Source organism: Janthinobacterium glycogeni, assembly GCF_051380725.1.
GTDB lineage: Bacteria > Pseudomonadota > Gammaproteobacteria > Burkholderiales > Burkholderiaceae_D > Janthinobacterium.
On the sequence record NZ_JBNYXP010000001.1, the window covers coordinates 532,612 to 550,552 of the forward strand.

At 62.6% G+C, this 17,941-nt stretch carries 16 protein-coding genes and 4 tRNA genes; 5 read left to right on the forward strand and 15 right to left on the reverse strand.

The features are described 5' to 3' along the window. Positions 1 to 37: 37 nt before the first annotated feature. Positions 38 to 829, reverse strand: a complete 792-nt coding sequence (locus tag ACQ4W4_RS02495) for an alpha/beta fold hydrolase (protein ID WP_436540647.1) — start codon at positions 827 to 829, stop codon at positions 38 to 40. 340 nt (positions 830 to 1,169) lie between these two features. Here ACQ4W4_RS02495 and ACQ4W4_RS02500 point away from each other — a divergent pair, with 340 nt between their 5' ends. Next, entirely contained in the window at positions 1,170 to 1,553 is a 384-nt protein-coding gene (locus ACQ4W4_RS02500) for a hypothetical protein (RefSeq protein ID WP_436540648.1), read from the forward strand. Positions 1,554 to 1,704: 151 nt separating this feature from the next. On the opposite strand, the gene ACQ4W4_RS02505 is transcribed toward ACQ4W4_RS02500, so the two are convergent. After that, a tRNA-Asn gene (locus ACQ4W4_RS02505) sits at positions 1,705 to 1,780 on the reverse strand. Positions 1,781 to 2,050: 270 nt separating this feature from the next. On the opposite strand from ACQ4W4_RS02505, the gene ACQ4W4_RS02510 reads away from it, so the two are divergent. Beyond that, a complete protein-coding gene (locus ACQ4W4_RS02510) occupies positions 2,051 to 2,758 on the forward strand; it encodes a GntR family transcriptional regulator (RefSeq protein WP_436540649.1) in 708 nt (235 codons plus the stop codon). 124 nt (positions 2,759 to 2,882) lie between these two features. On the opposite strand, the gene ACQ4W4_RS02515 is transcribed toward ACQ4W4_RS02510, so the two are convergent. From ACQ4W4_RS02515 to ACQ4W4_RS02535, 5 genes are all read right to left on the reverse strand, one after another. Then, on the reverse strand, positions 2,883 to 4,181 hold the full coding sequence (locus ACQ4W4_RS02515) for an NCS2 family permease (protein WP_436540650.1): 1,299 nt from the start codon (positions 4,179 to 4,181) through the stop codon (positions 2,883 to 2,885). A 71-nt stretch (positions 4,182 to 4,252) separates the two neighbouring features. Then, positions 4,253 to 4,654 (reverse strand): GtrA family protein, encoded by a 402-nt coding sequence (locus ACQ4W4_RS02520; protein WP_215408753.1) that lies wholly within the window; start codon positions 4,652 to 4,654, stop codon positions 4,253 to 4,255. Between the two features lie 132 nt (positions 4,655 to 4,786). After that, positions 4,787 to 6,250: a c-type cytochrome gene (locus tag ACQ4W4_RS02525; protein ID WP_436540651.1), complete on the reverse strand. Its 1,464-nt coding sequence runs from the start codon at positions 6,248 to 6,250 to the stop codon at positions 4,787 to 4,789. Further along, entirely contained in the window at positions 6,247 to 7,905 is a 1,659-nt protein-coding gene (locus ACQ4W4_RS02530) for a GMC family oxidoreductase (RefSeq protein ID WP_436540652.1), read from the reverse strand. The genes ACQ4W4_RS02525 and ACQ4W4_RS02530 overlap by 4 nt, the downstream gene beginning before the upstream one ends. Then, complete coding sequence (locus ACQ4W4_RS02535) at positions 7,902 to 8,561, reverse strand: sugar dehydrogenase complex small subunit (RefSeq protein ID WP_436540653.1); 660 nt, start codon at positions 8,559 to 8,561, stop codon at positions 7,902 to 7,904. Before ACQ4W4_RS02535 ends, ACQ4W4_RS02530 begins: the two co-directional genes overlap by 4 nt. Before the next feature lie 434 nt (positions 8,562 to 8,995). Between ACQ4W4_RS02535 and ACQ4W4_RS02540 the strand changes: the two genes are divergently transcribed. Continuing rightward, positions 8,996 to 10,027, forward strand: coding sequence for an alpha/beta fold hydrolase (locus ACQ4W4_RS02540; RefSeq protein WP_436540654.1), 1,032 nt, complete (start codon positions 8,996 to 8,998; stop codon positions 10,025 to 10,027). Positions 10,028 to 10,088: 61 nt separating this feature from the next. Here ACQ4W4_RS02540 and ACQ4W4_RS02545 read toward each other — a convergent pair. The 5 genes from ACQ4W4_RS02545 to ACQ4W4_RS02565 all read right to left on the reverse strand — a co-directional run bounded on the left by ACQ4W4_RS02545 (position 10,089) and on the right by ACQ4W4_RS02565 (position 12,384). After that, a tRNA-Asn gene (locus ACQ4W4_RS02545) sits at positions 10,089 to 10,164 on the reverse strand. A gap of 95 nt (positions 10,165 to 10,259) precedes the next feature. Beyond that, a complete protein-coding gene (locus ACQ4W4_RS02550) occupies positions 10,260 to 10,586 on the reverse strand; it encodes a Dabb family protein (protein WP_436540655.1) in 327 nt (108 codons plus the stop codon). A 123-nt stretch (positions 10,587 to 10,709) separates the two neighbouring features. After that, positions 10,710 to 10,785, reverse strand: a tRNA-Asn gene (locus ACQ4W4_RS02555). 177 nt (positions 10,786 to 10,962) lie between these two features. Then, positions 10,963 to 11,038: transfer RNA gene (locus ACQ4W4_RS02560), tRNA-Asn, on the reverse strand. Positions 11,039 to 11,169: 131 nt separating this feature from the next. Beyond that, positions 11,170 to 12,384, reverse strand: coding sequence for an amino acid aminotransferase (locus ACQ4W4_RS02565; RefSeq protein ID WP_436540656.1), 1,215 nt, complete (start codon positions 12,382 to 12,384; stop codon positions 11,170 to 11,172). Positions 12,385 to 12,496: 112 nt separating this feature from the next. On the opposite strand from ACQ4W4_RS02565, the gene uvrB reads away from it, so the two are divergent. Then, positions 12,497 to 14,584, forward strand: a complete 2,088-nt coding sequence (gene uvrB / locus ACQ4W4_RS02570) for an excinuclease ABC subunit UvrB (RefSeq protein WP_436540657.1) — start codon at positions 12,497 to 12,499, stop codon at positions 14,582 to 14,584. Between the two features lie 194 nt (positions 14,585 to 14,778). Here uvrB and ACQ4W4_RS02575 read toward each other — a convergent pair whose 3' ends face one another. Next, complete coding sequence (locus tag ACQ4W4_RS02575; protein ID WP_436540658.1) at positions 14,779 to 15,177, reverse strand: DUF3224 domain-containing protein; 399 nt, start codon at positions 15,175 to 15,177, stop codon at positions 14,779 to 14,781. Positions 15,178 to 15,329: 152 nt separating this feature from the next. Here ACQ4W4_RS02575 and ACQ4W4_RS02580 point away from each other — a divergent pair, with 152 nt between their 5' ends. Next, positions 15,330 to 16,172, forward strand: a complete 843-nt coding sequence (locus ACQ4W4_RS02580; RefSeq protein WP_436540659.1) for a DUF6597 domain-containing transcriptional factor — start codon at positions 15,330 to 15,332, stop codon at positions 16,170 to 16,172. On the opposite strand, the gene denD is transcribed toward ACQ4W4_RS02580, so the two are convergent. Beyond that, complete coding sequence (denD, locus tag ACQ4W4_RS02585) at positions 16,169 to 17,146, reverse strand: D-erythronate dehydrogenase (protein WP_436540660.1); 978 nt, start codon at positions 17,144 to 17,146, stop codon at positions 16,169 to 16,171. The two genes, ACQ4W4_RS02580 and denD, sit on opposite strands and share 4 nt — an antisense overlap. Next, positions 17,143 to 17,940, reverse strand: a complete 798-nt coding sequence (gene otnI / locus ACQ4W4_RS02590; RefSeq protein WP_436540661.1) for a 2-oxo-tetronate isomerase — start codon at positions 17,938 to 17,940, stop codon at positions 17,143 to 17,145. Before otnI ends, denD begins: the two co-directional genes overlap by 4 nt. Position 17,941 lies beyond the last annotated feature (1 nt).

Genomic DNA, 17,941 nt, shown 5'->3' on the forward strand with positions numbered 1-17,941 from the left:
TCGCGGGTGGTCAAGACCGGGTGATCGAGGTGCTCTCTCAGGTGGTTCTCGGGTGAGCGGCCGCGTCCATGCGGCCTTGCAAAAAACCTTCCATCAGCGCCAGCAGTGCCTGCGGCTGCTCCTGGTGCGGCGTATGCCCGCACTGCTCGACCATGGCGGGCATGGCGTTGAGGGCCTGCGCCACGATCGTGTCGACCTGGGCTGGGCTGCCGTACTGATCCTCGCTGCCCTGCACCACCAGCGCCGGGCATTCGACGGAAGGCAGCAGGTATTCGATGTTCCAGAACTGGAAGCCGTAGCTGAGCCAGGTGTCCGACCAGGCCTTGAAGATCGATTCCGTCTTGTCGCCATGGTATTTCGCCAGCGCCCGCAGCTTGCCCGCCCCAAACGCCGCGTCCGCCACGCGGATGCCATCGAGCGTGATGCCTTCGACAAACACGTGCGCCGCCTCGGTAATGATGCCGCGCAAGCGCGGCGGCTGCTGCGCCGCATAGATCAGGGCGATGCTGCCGCCATCGGAGTGGCCGACGAGAAAATGGTCCTGCCCCGGCAGCAGTGCCGCGAGCACTTGCGGCAGCTCGCACAGCGCGTAGTCGTGCAAATAGTGGAGTTGGCGCCGCGCCGCCAGCGGCGACGACTGCCCATAGCCGTGGCGGTCATACAGCAAGCCGCGGCACCCCGTCGCCTGGCATAGCTGCGCGGGAAAATCTTTCCACATCGCACAGCAACCGAGTCCTTCGTGCAGGAATACCAGGCAGGGCTTGGCGGGGTCGCCTTCGATCAGTTCGTAATAGATATCGGTTTCGGCACTCAGGTTCAGTATCGGCATGGGCTAGGCTCGCAACGGGTTCCGTATCGGCAGGTCGGCTGGTCCTATTGTGCCATTGTCCTGCGCCGCATGCGCGGCGGCCCCGTAAAAATAGCCTGGGGGAAAAGATCTTGCCGTCTGCCTGCAAGGTGTTTGCGCCAGCACAATCGCACGCCGCTTTTCCGGCGGCCCAGCGCGCTTTCCGTCCCTGCGTATGCCTAGAATGAATTACTCCAACAGCGTGGAGCAGGCGGCTACCTTATCAGCCAGGACGTGACACTGGCCGTCACGGCAGCACAGATAGGGCGTCTTGCCGCACGACGACAGGCGCGGCGTCCAAACTATCGATCAGGAGTACATCATGGAAATGAAAGTAGAACATCGCACCGGCAGCAACCTGGCACTGGATGAAACCGATACACCGATGGAGCAGGAAGGCAAAAGCGCCCAAGGCGCGGCCGCACAGGACTTGAACCTGAGTCCCGCCGCCTTCACCACCTACTATACGTGGACGGCCAATGGCGTGCATCCTTCGGTCAACTTCGTCAATGCCAATGTGCACGCCAATTCGCGCGTATTTCTCAATATCAGCGAATATGGCGCGAATCCCCAGGACCGTTTCATCGGCGCCGCCCGCATGGCCGTGTATAACATCGCACCATACAACGGCGGCTTCCGCGCCTGGGTAGAAATCTCCTGGGGCAGCCCGCTCAAGGTGCGCTTCGACGTGTTTGTCGATCCCTGATCCGGGCATCATTGCGCGTGCCCCTGCCACCAGCGGGATGGCATCGCGCAGGCCGTTGATACCCTGACGGGATGGCAAGCATGGATGAAAACCATGCGCACATGACAAAAGGGCCACGTGTTGCCACGTGGCCCTTTGCTGCTGCTTGTTCTGGCTCCCCGACCTGGACTCGAACCAGGGACCTGCGGATTAACAGTCCGTCGCTCTACCAACTGAGCTATCAGGGAAAGGAGGCCGAATTATATACGTCAAAATTTCTCATGTCCAGTCGTTACGACATGGTTGCTGCATGAGCAGCAAAACAGGCCGCCGGCAGACCAGCCTCTCCGGATGGCTGCGCCCGTCTGCGCGCCGCCAGGCAAGATAGTAGAATAGCCATGCCTTGCCGACACGCAAGGCGCACAACGGCATGCCGGCAGCGGGGCGTCAACCACGCCGCCGCACGGACATGCGCTTGCAAGGTTCGCCTTGCCCCTGGCTGACTGCTCTTACCCGACATGACAGAATCAAGCGCAACCCTGGTAGACAAGGCCGGCAGCGGCGACAGCTCGGCGGAAATTGCCGAACATATGGCGGCCGCCATCGTGGCGCGCCAATTGCCGCCCGGTACGCGGCTGCGCGAAGAGGCGCTGTGCCGGCTGTATGGCGTCAGCCGCACCAAGATCCGCGCCGCCCTGCTGATCCTCTCGAAAGACAAACTGATCCGCATGGTGCCCGACAAGGGCGCCTTCGTCAGCCAGCCCAGTGAAGCGGAAGCGCGCGACATCTTTGCCGCGCGGCGCATCATCGAAGCGGCCCTGGCGCGCGAATTCGTCGCGCAGGCCAAACCTGCCGACTACAGGATGCTCGATCGGCACCTGAAAGCGGAACGCCTGGCGCTGGCGCAAGCGACGCCGCTGCGCTCGCAACTGCTGGGCGACTTCCACGTCTTGCTGGCCGATATCGCCGGCAACGCCGTTCTGCGCGACATCGTGCACGAACTGGTAGGCCGCAGCTCGCTCATCACCATGCTGTACCAGTCGGGCCACGCGGCCGCCTGCTCGTGCGACGAACACGGCCGCTTTCTCGATGCGGCACGCAGCGGCGACGCCGATCTGGCGGCGCGCCTGATGGTGGAACACCTGACGCATGTGGAAGCGGCCTTGCGCTTCGACGGCAGCGCTGGCGACACCAGGAAAGACCTGGTGGCCGCGCTGCTGATGTAGGTCCCGCCATCAAAAAAGGCCGCCCCTGCGGATGCACGGGCGGCCTTTTTGCGATTGTCGCTTCTTGATTGCCGCTTTTTTCGATGACAGCACCGGACACGCGGCTCCGGCCCAGCCCTCCCCGCTATTCGCCCAGGTAGATGAACTTGAACAGGAAGATGGCGGCGATGATGTAGGCCACCACCGATACCTGCCTGCCCTTGCCCGTCAACAGTTTCAATACCGCATAGGTAATGAAGCCGAAAGCCACGCCGCTGGCCACGGAATACGTGAATGGCATCATCAGCGCCGTGATGGCGGCCGGGATGCTTTCCGTGCTGTCATCCCAGTCGATGAAGGTCAGTTCGCGCAGCATCAAACAGGCCACGTACAGCAGCGCGGGCGCCGTCGCGTACGGCGGCACCGTATGCGCCAGCGGAGCGAAGAACAGGCTGCCCAGGAACAGCAGCGCGACGGCCACGGCCGTCAAGCCCGTGCGTCCGCCCGCCTGCACGCCGGCGGCGCTCTCGACGAAGGCGGTGGTGCTCGACGTGCCCAGGCAGGCGCCGGCGGCGATCGCCGTGCTGTCGGCCAGCAAGGCCTTGTTCATGCGCTCCATCTTGCCGTCTTTCAACAAGCCGGCACGGTTGGCCACGCCCATCAGGGTGCCCGTCGCATCGAACAATTCGACCAGGAAAAACACCAGCACCACGTTGACGATGCCGATCGACAGCGCGCCCATGATGTCGAGCTTGAACAAGGTCGGCTTGATGGCGGGCGGCGCCGAGACGATGCCGTTGAACTGGTTGCCGCCAAAGAAAAAGCTGGCAATGGTGATGGTGAGGATGCCGATCAGGATGGCGCCCGGCACTTTCAGGCGGTCCAGCGCGACGATGATGAAGAAACCGAAGATGGCCAAAATGGGCGCCGCCTGGTGCAAGTCGCCCAGCGCGATGATGGTGGCGGGGTTCGACACCACCACGCCGGCGCTTTTCAGGGAAATGATGGCCAGGAACAGGCCGATACCGACCGTAATCGCCGTGCGCAGCGCGGGCGGGATGCTGTTGATGATCATCTCGCGCACCTTGAACAGGCTGACCAGGATGAACAGGCAGCCGGAAATGAAGACGGCGCCCAGCGCCACTTCCCAGCTCATGCCCATGCCCTTGACCACCGTGTACGAGAAATACGCATTCAAGCCCATGCCCGGCGCCAGCGCGATCGGGTAGTTCGCGTACAGGCCCATGATCAGGGTGCCGATGGCGGCCGCCAGGCAGGTGGCGACAAAAACGGAATCTTTCGGCATGCCCGCGTCGCCGAGAATGGACGGGTTGACGAAGATGATGTAGGCCATCGTCAGGAACGTGGTCAGGCCGGCCAGCAGCTCCGTGCGCACATTGGTTCCGTTGTCCTTCAGTTTGAAATAGCGTTCCAGGAACTGCATGATTAACCCCTTGTTTTGGTAGAACCGGGCGCCTGCGTGTGGCCAGTGCGCCTCTTTTTATGACGAAATGACTACTTTCCCGTGGCGCCGGCCGGCTTGAAGGCCCACCAGCGGCTGCCCGCGAAATTCCAGACCAGCCCGATACCCGTCGCCAGCACCTGCGCCAGCCAGTAATACCAGCCCAGCTGGTGTACGAGCAGCCACATCAGGCCCGTATTGATGCACCAGCCGATGCCCAGCAAGGTGAAATACTTGCTGGCCGCTTCGCCATGGCCTTTGTCGCTTTTAAACGTGAAGAAGTAATTGAGCAGGTAGTTGACGACGGAACCGAGAATGTAGCCGATGCCGGACGCGGCGGCGGCGCTGATGCCGGCCCATTCCACGCCGCCCCACAGCACGCTGTATTGCACGGCCGTGCCGGATGCGCCGACGGCGGCGAAACGTAAAAATTGGTGATGCAAGGAGTGAGACATGGTCAATTTTCAAATGGGCGAGAACAGGATAGTGCCAGAATAAAAAATGGCTACGATTGCTCGTAACCATTTTTCAGCCTGCATTTTACTGCAAGTTGCGCCCAACGTTCATATTCGCCGCCGTTTCGCCGCTTATCCCTTGCGCTGGCGGCGCCTGCGCAGCCATACAAACAATGCGATCAGCAGCAAGATGCCGACGATGCCGCCCGGCAGCATGAACGGTTGCGCGCGCGCCAGCACGGGCTTCTCTCCGCCGCTGCGCGCCTGCGCCACGTAGGCAGGCGTGACGGACACGTCCGGGTTGCCGTACTGTTTCAGCACGTAGTTGGCGATAGCGGCGACCTGTTCGTCCGTCAATGGCTGCACGTAGGAACGCTGGTCGAAACGGGGCATGAACGCTTCGTGCTCTTCCCCTTCGATCTTGCGCTCGACGCCGAACAGGATGGCCGAGACCAGGTTGGCCGGCGTGTTGCCGCCTGTCGCCGTGTTGTTGAACAGCGCAGGATAACTTTGCCCCGTGCTGCCGGCGCCGCTGGCCGAATGGCAGCTGGCGCAATAGCCGGAAAACAGCACGGCGCCGCTGTTGAGCGAATGGTGCTCGGTGGCGCCGGCCATGCCGCGCAGCGCAGCTTCCTCGCTGGCGGCGCTGCCGTGGCTGAAGGCGGCCTTGGTCTGGCCCGGCGCGCGCACGGGCGGCACCGTGCGCAGCCAGGCCACGATGGCGGCCACGTCGTCGTCGCGCAGAAACTGCAGGCTGTTCTGGATGGCTTCGGCCATGCCGCCCGCCGCCTGCCCCTTGCCTTCCACGTGGCCCGTCTTCAGGTAGGCCGTCAGTTCCGCATCCGTCCAGGCGCCGATGCCGCTGACCTTGTCGGACGTGATGTTCGGTGCGTGCCAGGAACCGAGCGACGCGCCCGCCAGGGTTTGGCTGCCGATTTCCGCCATCAGCGCGTTGCGCGGCGTGTGGCAGGCGCTGCAGTGCGCCAGGCCTTCGGCCAGGTAGGCGCCGCGGTTGATCTGCGCGCTCTTCGCCGGATCGGGCACAAAGCGTTTATTGTCGAGGAACAAGGTGTTCCAGCCCAGCATGGACAGGCGCACATTGAACGGGAATGGCAGGGCCGTCTGGCGCGCCGGCGCATCGACGGGCTTGACCGCCTGCATGAAGTAGTAATACAGGTCGCCCACGTCCGCATCCGTCAGCTGCGCATAGCTGGTGTAGGGCATGGCCGGATACAGGTGGCTGCCATCGGCGCGCATGCCGTCGCGCAGGGCGCGCGCAAAGTCGGCTTCCGTGTAGTGGCCGATGCCGCCTTGTTTCGACGGCGTGATATTCGTCGCATAGATCGTGCCCAGCGGCGAATCGATGGCGTAGCCGCCCGCATACGGCTTGCCGCCCGCCGCCGTATGGCACGCCATGCAGTCGGCGGCGATGGCCAGGTAGCGGCCCCGCTCGAGGCGTGCATCGGGCTTGGCGGCCACGGGCGCGGCCGGACGGTCCGGCGTCAGGGTGACGGGCGGCACGGAAGCGGGCACGGCTGCCGTAGCCATACCCGACAGCAACGCCATGCCGAGGGCGAGGGACAGGCGGCGCATCATGCTGCCTCCCGTGCCAGGGTACGGGCGATGTCGTCGGCCGCGCGCAAACCGAGCGCGGCCATGCTGAGGGTGGTGTTGACGACGCTGGCCGACGGCATGGCGCCGCCGCCCGGCAGCCACAGGTTGGCGTGGTCGTGGGCGCGGCAATTGCCGTCAACCACGGAGTCAAGATGGTTACTGCCCATGATGACGCCGCCCATGATGTGGTTATTCGCGTTCAGGCTGTCGGTGATATGGAATTCCACGGCGCCGAAGAGCTTGCCGATATGCTCGAGCTGCGCGTGCGCCGCCTTCGCGCCAGCGCGCACGTAATCGCCCACGTCGTAGTAGATGTCGGGACAGGCCAGGCCCAGCGGGTCCTTGCGCGTCTTGCTCAGGGTCAAGCGGTTATGCGCTTCGGGCAGCGGTTCCAGGCTGATCGACAAGTCCACGCCAAACGCAGCGCGGCGGCGGATTTCGTCGTCGAGATCCTTGCCCACCAGGCCCAGCTTCAACGACTGCTGGGTAGCAGGCCCGACCCGGGTGATATTGTTGAGGATCATCTTGTTGGCCGAATACTGCGACCGGAAGGCGCCGTCGCGCGGCCCCACCAGGCAGCTGCTCTGCGCGGGACCACGGCCCGTCCAGATCGGTTCATTGGCAAGGAAGGTACAGTGGAAACCCGAGTGGTCCATCATGTTGCGGCCGACTTGATCCGAACTGTTGGCGATGCCGTTCGGATTGTTCTGGTTGGCCGCCAGGAGTAGCAAACGGGGCGTCTCGATGCCGTTGCAGGCAATCACGAAGGCCTTGCCCGTCGCCATGTGCGACTGTTTTTTGGCGTCATACCAGTGCACGGCGGTGACGCGGTTGTTCTGGTCCGTGTCGATGCGGTAGACGACGGCCTCGGCCAGTACACCAGCGCCTTTCAGCTCGGCCCGCTCCACGTGGTGAATGCCGTTGTACATGGCGCCGATGGGGCAGATCGGCTGGCAATTATTGTTGCCGCAGCAAGTGGGACGCCCCTGCCATGGGCGCGTCGAGCGCCCTTGCGGAATCGGCACGGAACGGTAGCCATGCGGGTTGACCACTTCGGCGAAACGCTTGTCGCCATAGCCCCAGGGCACCATGTCCATCGGGTACGGCGCGCTGCGTTCGCTGGGCGACTGCAGGGCGGGATCGTTGGGGCCGGCCACGCCCATTTCCTGCTCGGCGCGGCAATAGTAGGGTTCCAGCTCATCATAGGAAATGGCCCAGTCGCGCCCTACCCCGTAATCGCTTTTCATGCGCATGTCGGATGGCAAGTGGCGCCAGCACGACGCGGCCCAGTGCCAGGTCGTGCCGCCCACCGTGCGCAGATAGCCCTGCTGGAAACTGCTGCCGCTGGGGCCCGACAATTCCACATAGTTATTCTTCGGGAAATACAGGGGCGCGGGCGCGTTCTCCGCCTGCGGATACAGGCCCTGGAAGTCGGAACCGACGCGGTTCTCGAACGGCATGTTGCGCCAGTTTTCCACGGCTTGCCCCCGCTCGATGCGCAGGCCCGCCTCCAGCATGATCACGGAATGGCCTTGCGCGGCCAGCTGGTCGGCCATCATGGCGCCGACGACACCTGTGCCGACGATGACGACATCGGCGACGACGTCGCCATTACTCTTGAATTGGGGAGATTTCATTTTGCTTGCTTGCCTTTCGGTTCGGGAGTGCCGGTGGTGGCCGGGGCCGGTACGGGTTTGGGCGCCACGGGCGCGGAGACGCGCACGGCCGGCGGCGCCTTCAGCCACCACAGGGGGCCGTAATTGCAATAGGTCGGCACGACCTGGCCATCGGCCACCGTGCGGTACATCAAGGCTTCCGCATACGCGACGACGATGGATTTCGTGCCCTGCGCCGCGTTGCCGGCGACCGTGCCCGTGTACCAGGCGGCAACGATGGCCAGCGCCAGTTCGCGCAGGCCCGCATCGGCGGCGCTGGCGGCCGCCAGCAGGGCCTTGGCTTCCTGGCCCGTGACGAGCAGCGCGCCCAGTTGCGGCAAGCGCTCGGCGAAGCCGGGCACGTTCGTGCGCATGGCTTGCTCGATGCGCGCCGCCGTCGCGGCGGACAGGTCGCGATGGCCCGTGATGGTTTGCGACAAGGTGTAGAACAGCATAGTGGCAGGCGCCGGGCCGGGCGCCGGAGCGCTGGCCGGCGCCTGCATGGCGGCGGACAGGGGATTGCTCCAGAAACCGGCCTGCGCCAGCAAGGCGGCCAGGCCGATCAGGGCGTGGCGGCGGCTGATGCGGGGAAGGGATGAAACGGATGTTGCAGATGGTTCGCTGCCTGGATAGTTCATGAGACTCCCGCAAGACTTGTTGTTTTATTGACTTCGATGATTGCGCCACATTGCATTTGCGCATAGATGGAACCGGTTCCATATTATCCTACAGAAGTAAATTGTTTGCCAATGGAGCATTACTGCCGCAACAGCGGCAGGCAATTGAACTGGCGCGGCCGCAGGGCGCCACACCCAGGCTTGCCAGCATAGACGGCGAAGAATGCACGACGATTCCCCTTGAAATGATTGCAAGCTTGCTTAAAAATTGGCAGCATAGCCAGCATAGGTGCGCCGGCTGATCTGTCGCCGCAAGCGCCCCCCGGCCAGTTGCAAGCGATGCGCGCGCGGCTGCATGCCGGGCAAGGCCAGTTCTATGAAACCAACTTTTTGACAAGGAGGCAGATTGACGTACCCGCCGCAGACCATGCGCCAGATAACTGCTCAACTGCGGCGTGCAATGCGGCCCCCTTGCAAGCAACCTGAAACTGACCTCCCATACCATGATAAAAAAAATGACATTGGCAGTATTCTTTACCGCCCTGCTTCCCTTCTACGGATGCATGGCGCAAACCACGGCGGAAGCGAAACCCGTTTCCGCCGAAGTCGGCACCACCCTGACGCCCGACATCGGCGGCATCAAGCAGGTACTGGAAATCAAGACGGACGACGCGCACAAGCCCGTCCTGCTGTTCCTGTCAGGCGGCCCGGGCAGCTCCATGATCAAGGGCGCGGATGCCTTCAGCAATCTCCTGAAAAGCCGATACACGATTGTGCAATGGGACCAGCGGGACGCCGGGAAAACCTTGAAACTGAATCCTTCGCCCACGCAGCCATCGGTCGGGCAGATGGAGCAGGACACGTATGAAGTCATACAATTTCTGCGCAAGCAGTTAAAGCAGGAAAAAATCTACTTGCTGGGCAGTTCCTGGGGCAACGTCCTGGGCTTTTATATCGTCAAGCATCACCCGCAGTTGCTGCATGCCTATTTCGCTTCCAATCCTGTCGTGAGCCAGCTTGAAAGCGAGAAAGAATTGCTGCAAGCCTTGAAACTGCATTTCAAGGACAATGCCGTCGCCAGCCAGGAACTGAACAGTGTCAGCTTCCCATTTGCGAGTGACGAAAGCATGTTTTATTTACGGAAATGGCTTTTTTACAAGGATGGCAAGGCATTTGCGACGAGCGAGGGATTCAAGACGGGTTTTCTGCAATGGTCAAAGACCTGGTCGCCCGTCTGGAACGAGGTCATGAACATTGATCTGCCCAAGACCTTGAAAAGCGTTGACTGCCCCGTGTATTTCTTCGTCGGCAAGAACGACATCCAGACCTCGACCAGGATCACGCAAGCGTATTTCGACACCTTGAAGGCGCCAAGAAAAGGACTGGTGCTCTTTGAACATTCCGGGCATCAGATACACCAGGATGAACCGGTGAAATTTCAAGAAGCCATCATCAAGACGCTGGACACAATTCAAGCGCCCAAGTAACAGCGCCTGAAACGCAAAAAGCCCAACCGTTAAAGGCTGGGCTTTCTGCTACTACATGTTCTGGCTCCCCGACCTGGACTCGAACCAGGGACCTGCGGATTAACAGTCCGTCGCTCTACCAACTGAGCTATCAGGGAAAAGAGGCCGCATTCTATAGGGGAAATTTTACGATGTCCAGATTTCCACCGTAAAAATGTGTATTTCCCCGACGCCCCCCCCTGCCCGGCAGCGGTCAGCCGGGATGCTCTTGCGGGTAGTAATCAAAGACCAGCACCCGTCCCAGCCATGGCTTGAGCCGCTCGACAAAGGCCAGGTGGGCCGCATGGGTCAGATACACGTCGCGCGCGGCAGCATCATCGAAGGTCAGCGTGAAGCAATCGGTAAAGCCGTCATCGAGACCTTCCGGGCTGACGTTCGGCCCCCATTCGAATTGCCGCACGCCGGGAATGCGGTGTTTCAGCTGGGAGAACTCGTAGACGAGCTCGGCGTGCTTGGCGGACGTGATGCCATCGAGGAAGTCGCACAGGACGATATGGCGCAAGGCGGAGGTACAAGTCATGGGAAGGCGCTCCTGAAGTGATGCATTCAGGATAGCGCAAAACGCGATCACGCACAGGCCGGCCCTGCCGGCTGCGGCGAAAAACAAAAAAGGCCATGTTTTTCAACATGGCCTTCCGAATTCTGGCTCCCCGACCTGGACTCGAACCAGGGACCTGCGGATTAACAGTCCGTCGCTCTACCAACTGAGCTATCAGGGAAAAGAGGCCGTATTATATAGGGCAAGCAAGCACATGTCCAGATTCCCATAGGGAAATTCTTATGCCGGCCATGACGTCTGCGCCGGCGGCGCAAAAACAAAAAAGGCCACGTTTTTCAACGCGGCCTTTCGAATAAAACAAAAAAGGCCACGTTTTTCAACGCGGCCTTTCGAATTCTGGCTCCCCGACCTGGACTCGAACCAGGGACCTGCGGATTAACAGTCCGTCGCTCTACCAACTGAGCTATCAGGGAAAAGAGGCAATATTATATGTCGTTTGTTCCATACTTGCAAGACAGATACTGCATCTTCACAAACATGGCCATCGCCGACTTTCTACCGCCATCAGCGCCGCACTTGCATGCAGCGCCGAAGAAGCAAGATCTTAAAGCACTTTGGCGATCGCGTCAATAACGATGTCGATGTTGCGCGAATTCAATGCTGCCACGCAGATACGACCCGTGTCGACGGCGTAGATCGACTGCTCGCGCAAGGACGCCACCTGCTCCTTGGTCAGACCCGAGTACGAGAACATGCCGATTTGCTGGCGCACGAATTCGAAATCGTGGCCTGGCGCCTTGGCTTTCAGCTTTTCCACGAAGGCGTTGCGCATTTCGCGGATGCGCACGCGCATGCCGGCCAGTTCCTCTTCCCACAGCTGGCGCAGTTCCGGCGTGGCCAGGACGGTGGCGACCACCTTGCCGCCGTGTACTGGCGGGTTCGAGTAGTTGGTGCGCACGACGCGTTTCAGCTGCGACAGCAGGCGTGCCGCTTCATCGGCGCTCGAGGCGACGACGCTCAGGGCGCCCACGCGCTCGCCGTACAGCGAGAACGATTTCGAGAACGAGTTCGACACCAGCAGCGGGCCGCCCGCGTCGGCGAAGCGGCGCACCACGGCGCCGTCTTCGGCGATGCCGTTGGCGAAGCCCTGATAGGCCATGTCCAGGAACGGCACCAGGCCGCGCGAGGTGACGACGGCAATGATCTGATCCCACTGGGCCACGCTCAGGTCGGCGCCGGTCGGGTTGTGGCAGCAGGCGTGCAGCACGACGATGGAACCGGCTGGCATGGCGTTCAGGCTGGCCAGCATGCCGTCGAAGTTCACGCCATGGGTGGCGGCATCGTAGTAGGTGTAGTTATTCACGACGAAACCGGCGTTTTCGAACAGCGCGCGGTGGTTTTCCCAGCTCGGGTCGCTGATGTAGACCTGGGCGCCCGGCGCGAAGCGCTGCAGGAAGTCGGCACCGATCTTCAACGCGCCCGTGCCGCCGATGGCTTGCACGGTCACGGCGCGGCGCTCTTGAATTACGGCGCTATCGGCGCCAAATACGAGTTCTTGCACCGCCTTGTCGTAGGCAGCGAGGCCTTCGATCGGCAGATAGGTGCGTGGGGCGGCCTGTTCGATCAGGATGGCTTCCGCCTTGCGTACGCAAGCTAACAGAGGCACTTTACCGTTGTCGTCATAATAGACGCCAACGCCCAGATTGATTTTGGCGGGATTCTGGTCCGCGTTAAATGCTTCGGTGATGCCCAGGATCGGGTCGCGTGGGGCCATCTCGATGGCGCTAAACAGACTGGCAGAAACAGTTGGGTTCGTCATGATAAGATTGGATTCGATTGGAAGCAGGTTCACAGCGGAGTTGTAGACAGCGCCCCAAAATACAACGCCAGGGCCGCCAGCAGAGCACTATTCTAACAAAGGTCTGATTCACATGCCCGAATTATCTACCGCCAGCGAGGCGGAAAGCGCAATTATCTCTTTCCCGGACTCCCCCTTCAAGCTGCACCAGCCCTTCCCTCCGGCCGGCGATCAGCCCGCGGCGATCGCCCAATTATCCGAGGGGATCGCCGACGGACTGGCCTTCCAGACCCTGCTGGGCGTGACCGGTTCCGGCAAGACCTACACCATGGCCAACGTCATCGCGCGCATGGGCCGGCCGGCCATCGTCTTCGCGCCCAACAAGACGCTGGCGGCGCAGCTGTACAGCGAGTTCCGCGACTTTTTCCCGCAGAACGCGGTCGAATACTTCGTCAGCTACTACGATTACTACCAGCCGGAAGCCTACGTGCCGCAGCGCGACCTGTTCATCGAAAAGGACTCGTCGATCAACGAGCATATCGAGCAGATGCGCCTGTCGTGCACCAAGTCGCTGATGGAACGGCGCGACGTCATCATCGTCGCCACCGTCTCGGCCATCTACGGTATCGGCAACCCGAACGAATACCACCAGATGATTTTGACCCTGCGCGTCAAGGACAGGGTCGCGCAGCGCGACGTCATCGCGCGCCTGATCCAGATGCAGTACACGCGCAACGAGGTCGATTTCGGCCGCGGCACCTTCCGTGTGCGCGGCGACACCATCGACATCTTCCCCGCCGAGCACGCGGAGCTGGCCGTGCGCCTGGAAATGTTCGACGACGAGATCGAGTCGATCCAGCTGTTCGACCCGCTGACGGGCCGCGTGCGCCAGAAGATCCCGCGCTTCACCGTGTATCCGGGTTCGCACTATGTGACGCCCCGCTCCACCGTGCTGCGCGCCGTCGAGACCATCAAGGACGAGCTGCGCGAGCGCCTCGAGTTCTTCCGCAAGGAGAATAAACTGATCGAAGAGCAGCGGCTCGAGCAGCGCACGCGCTTCGACCTGGAAATGATGGCGGAGATCGGTTTCACCAAGGGCATCGAGAACTACTCGCGCCACCTGTCCGGCGCGCTGCCGGGCGAACCGCCGCCCACCCTGGTCGATTATCTGCCGCCCGACGCATTGATGTTCCTCGACGAGTCGCACGTGCTGACGGGCCAGCTGAGCGCCATGTACAACGGCGACCGCTCGCGCAAGACCAACCTGGTCGACTACGGCTTCCGCCTGCCGTCGGCGCTCGACAACCGGCCCTTGAAATTCGAGGAATTCGAGCAGAAGATGCGCCAGACCGTGTTCGTCTCGGCCACGCCGGCCGAATACGAAAAGACGCATTCCGACCAGGTGGTCGAACAGGTCGTGCGCCCGACAGGCCTGGTCGACCCGCAGATCATCGTGCGCCCGGCCAGCAGCCAGGTGGACGACCTGATGTCGGAAATCGTCGAGCGCATCAAGAAGGACGAGCGCGTGCTGGTGACGACCCTCACCAAGCGCATGTCCGAGCAATTGACGGAATACCTGGGCGACCATGGCATCAAGGTGCGCTACCTGCACAGCGATATCGAGACGGTGGAGCGCGTGGAAATCCTGCGCGACCTGCGCCTGGGCACTTTCGACGTGCTGGTCGGGATCAACCTGCTGCGCGAAGGCCTGGACTTGCCGGAAGTGTCGCTGGTCGCCATCCTCGACGCGGACAAGGAAGGCTTCTTGCGCTCCGAGCGCAGCCTGATCCAGACCATCGGCCGCGCCGCGCGTAACCTGAACGGCACGGCGATTTTGTACGGCGACCGCATCACGGACTCCATGCGCCGCGCCATCGACGAGACGGAACGCCGCCGCGCCAAGCAGATCGCCTTCAATACGGCCAACAATATCATCCCGATCGGCGTGAAAAAATCGATTCGCGAAATGATCGATGGCGTCTACAGCCCGCAGGAAGCGCGCGAAACCCTGCAGGTGGCGCAGGAAGCGGCCAAGTTCGAAGCGATGAGCGAGAAACAGGTAAGCAAGGAAATCAAGCGCCTGGAAAAACTGATGGTCGACCACGCCAAGAACCTCGAGTTCGAAAAGGCGGCGCAGGTGCGCGACCAGCTGCACATCCTCAAGCAGCAGCTGTTCGGCGCGCCCGGCACCGACAATGTGGCGTCGATACTGGGCAAATGAATACCACGCCATGCGTAGGTCGGATTAGGCCCTGCGGGCCGTAATCCGACAACATTGTTGGCGCTGGTGGTGGTGGTGTCGGATTACGCGGCCTTGCCGCTAATCCGACCTACTTGAAAAGCCGCTCGGCACGAAGTCCTGGGCTGTGGCTTGACCGTACCAGCGAGTACAGGATTTCCGCCCATGGGTTTGCCCTACTCCGGCAGCGAATAGTCGATGTCGTAGAAATGCTGACCGTTTTCAATGCGGATGGCCAGGGTGCCGCTGATGCCCGTCAGCTGCCCCGTGCCGGAATGGGGCACGATCACGATGGACAGCTGCTGCTGGCCATCGGCCATGGTGCCCGCATGCTGGGCCACGAAACTGCCCTCTTTTCCCTGCAGGACACCCGTGATGGCTTCCATGGCCACATAGCCGGCCGCGCCTTGGGTGTCGGTGACGGCGCTGAGCATCTCGCCTTTGGCCGTGGCGACCAGGTCGCCGGCATAGACTTTATCGAGCAGCACCTTGCCCAAGGTCGTGCGCCCCGCGCGCTGCGGCGCCGCGGACGGCGTCATGGTGATGCTGAAACTTCCCGTGGCGTGCATAGGCATGCGATGATCCCCTTCTGTAGACGAAGCGGCGCCGGCTGGCGCCACCGATAGACAACATGCGGCCAGCATCAGGCCCGACAAGCTGCGTGATCTCATGATTCCCTTTCCATCGATGCGAGAGTACCAGCTTAAGGCAGCGCAGGAGACAAATATTGGATAAAGCCGACAGCACGACAAATCTGCTCAAGGCACCCGGGCTGGCGCCGAAAGGCATCGTCGATCCGCAGGCGGCGGCGCGGCGCATACGGCTGGCGACCTACCCGCCGGCTGGCGCGCTGGCGCCGTTCGTCGAGTACTTCTGGGTGGTGGAATGGGACAGGCGGGGCTGCGCGCCGGAGACGCAGCGCGTGCTGCCGTATCCAAACGCCCACCTGGTGTTCGACCTTGACCGCACCGCCATTCATGGCGTGGTGCGCGGCGCCTTCGACCGACCCTTGCGCGGCGCCGGCAAGGTGCTGGGCGTGCGTTTCGCGCCGGGCGGCCTGCGCCCGTTCATCACCCAGCCCCTGTCCACCTTCACCGGCACGACCATCGCCGCCGACGGACTGCTGGGCATGCCGGCCGCGCAAGCCGAGGCGCTGGTGCTGCAGCAAGCCGGCGATGTGGCCATGGTGGCGCAGGCGCAGGCGCTGCTGCTGGCCAGGCTGCCGCAGGTCGATGACGCCGCCCTGCTGGCCGCCAGGCTGACTGCCGCGGCGGCAGCCCACAACGGCCCGGCAAGCGTGGCGCAGCTGTGCGCAAACATGGCCATCGGCGAACGCCGGCTGCAGCGCCTGTTCGCCAACTACGTGGGCGTGCCGCCGAAGTGGGTGATCCAGCGCTACCGCCTGCAGGAAGCGATCTGGCGCCTGGCGCGGCCCGATGCGCCCGACCTGGCCAGCCTGGCGCATGCACTGGGCTTCTTCGACCAGGCCCATTTCAACCGCAGTTTTACGGAACTGGTGGGCAGCACGCCGCTCGACTATCGCCGCTCGCAGCTGACGACAAGCGCCTAGCCCGCCGCTTTCATGTCGTCGATATAGGCGCGAATGATGGCGGCGAAATCCGCATCGGCCGTCAAGCCCAGCGCTTCGGCGCGGGACGTGTCCCAGGCGCCGGGCCAGCTCTTGACGATGCGCTCGACGGCAGGATCGGGCGCATAGCTGATGCGCTTTGCTACCTCGCTGCCGGCCACTTCTTCGAACGCGGCGATCATCTCGCCCACGCTCACGCTCAAGCCCGGCAAGTTCACCGTGCGGCTGGCGCCAAAGGCCTCGCCCGCCAGTTCGTGGCCGGCGATCAGCGAGGCGATGGCGCCGCGCGGCGATAGCAGCCACAATCGCAAATCGGTGGACACGGGGCAGACGGCCGCCTCGCCATTCAACGGTTCGCGGATGATGCCGCTGGCGAAGGACGACGCCGCCTTGTTCGGTTTGCCCGGGCGCACGCTGATGGTTGGCAGGCGCAAGACGCGGCCATCGACAAAACCACGGCGGCTGTAGTCATTGAGCAGCAATTCGCCGATGGCCTTTTGTGCGCCGTATGAAGACTGGGGATTCAGGGCCGTCGTATCCTGCACCACGTCCGGCAGCTTGCCGCCGTAGACGGCCACGGAACTGGTGAAGACGACCTTCGGCTTGTGTCCCAGTTCGCGGCAGATATCGAGCAGCAGACGCGACGCATCGAGGTTGATGCGCATGCCCAGCTCGAAATCGGCTTCCGCCTGGCCGCTGACGATGGCCGCCAGGTGGAAGATCGACGCTGTCTGCGCATCGATGGTGGCGCGCATCAAGGCGCCGTCGGCGATGTCGCCCGTGACCACTGTCACGCGCGCATCGTTGAAGTCATGCGCGGCCACGACATCGACCAGTACCAGCTCGCTGATCGTCTGCAACTGGCCGTGGCTGTCCGTCAGCCGGCCTTGCGCCAGCAACTGGCGCGCCAGGCGCTGCCCCAGGAAACCGGCGCCGCCGGTAATCAGTACTTTCATTTCAATTCTCCTTGCGTGTTGTGGTAAGCGGCAAGCCAGCCCAGGCCATCCTCGGTGCGCCCGCGCGGACGGTATTCGCAGCCGATCCAGCCCTCGTAGCCCAGTTCATCGAGCAGGCCGAATAAATACGGGTAATTGACTTCGCCATCGTCCGGCTCATTGCGGGCCGGGACGCTGGCGATCTGCACGTGGGCGATGCCGTCGAAGTTGTTCCTGAACGTCATGGCGATATCGCCTTCGACGATCTGCGTGTGGTAAAAATCCATCTGCACCTTGACGTTGGACGCGCCCGACTCCAGGCGCAGCGCATGGCCCTGGGCCTGCGTGACGAGGAAGTAGCCGGGCATGTCGCGCCCGTTGATCGGTTCGATCAAGAGCTCGATGCCATGTTCGCCCACGGCCTTCGCCGCGTACTGCAGGTTGGCCAGGTAGGTGGCGCGGTGCAGGGCGAGGTCGGCGCCCACGGGCAGCAGGCCCGCCATCATGTGCACGCGCGGGGTGCCCAGCGCCAGCGCATACGCGATGCCCCGCGCCACCCCAAGCCGGAATTCCTCTTCGCGGCCCGGCAGCGAAGCGATGCCCCGCTCGCCTGCCGCCCAGTCGCCCGGCGGCAGGTTGAACAGCACGTTCTGCAGCTTGTTTTCGCGCAGCCAGCCGGCTACTTCCTGCGGCGCGTGATCGTAGGGGAACAAAAATTCGACGCCCTGGAAACCCGCTTGCGCGGCGGCGGCAAAGCGCTGCGGGAAAGGCACTTCGTTAAACATCATGGTCAGGTTGGCGGCAAAGCGGGGCATG

Coding starts and splice junctions, on each gene's coding strand:
- ACQ4W4_RS02495 (WP_436540647.1), bottom strand. CDS start 829: ATGCCGATACTGAACCTGAGTGCCGAAACCGATATCTATTACGAACTG.
- ACQ4W4_RS02500 (WP_436540648.1), top strand. CDS start 1,170: ATGGAAATGAAAGTAGAACATCGCACCGGCAGCAACCTGGCACTGGAT.
- ACQ4W4_RS02510 (WP_436540649.1), top strand. CDS start 2,051: ATGACAGAATCAAGCGCAACCCTGGTAGACAAGGCCGGCAGCGGCGAC.
- ACQ4W4_RS02515 (WP_436540650.1), bottom strand. CDS start 4,181: ATGCAGTTCCTGGAACGCTATTTCAAACTGAAGGACAACGGAACCAAT.
- ACQ4W4_RS02520 (WP_215408753.1), bottom strand. CDS start 4,654: ATGTCTCACTCCTTGCATCACCAATTTTTACGTTTCGCCGCCGTCGGC.
- ACQ4W4_RS02525 (WP_436540651.1), bottom strand. CDS start 6,250: ATGATGCGCCGCCTGTCCCTCGCCCTCGGCATGGCGTTGCTGTCGGGT.
- ACQ4W4_RS02530 (WP_436540652.1), bottom strand. CDS start 7,905: ATGAAATCTCCCCAATTCAAGAGTAATGGCGACGTCGTCGCCGATGTC.
- ACQ4W4_RS02535 (WP_436540653.1), bottom strand. CDS start 8,561: ATGAACTATCCAGGCAGCGAACCATCTGCAACATCCGTTTCATCCCTT.
- ACQ4W4_RS02550 (WP_436540655.1), bottom strand. CDS start 10,586: ATGACTTGTACCTCCGCCTTGCGCCATATCGTCCTGTGCGACTTCCTC.
- ACQ4W4_RS02565 (WP_436540656.1), bottom strand. CDS start 12,384: ATGACGAACCCAACTGTTTCTGCCAGTCTGTTTAGCGCCATCGAGATG.
- uvrB (WP_436540657.1), top strand. CDS start 12,497: ATGCCCGAATTATCTACCGCCAGCGAGGCGGAAAGCGCAATTATCTCT.
- ACQ4W4_RS02575 (WP_436540658.1), bottom strand. CDS start 15,177: ATGCCTATGCACGCCACGGGAAGTTTCAGCATCACCATGACGCCGTCC.
- denD (WP_436540660.1), bottom strand. CDS start 17,146: ATGAAAGTACTGATTACCGGCGGCGCCGGTTTCCTGGGGCAGCGCCTG.
- otnI (WP_436540661.1), bottom strand. CDS start 17,940: ATGCCCCGCTTTGCCGCCAACCTGACCATGATGTTTAACGAAGTGCCT.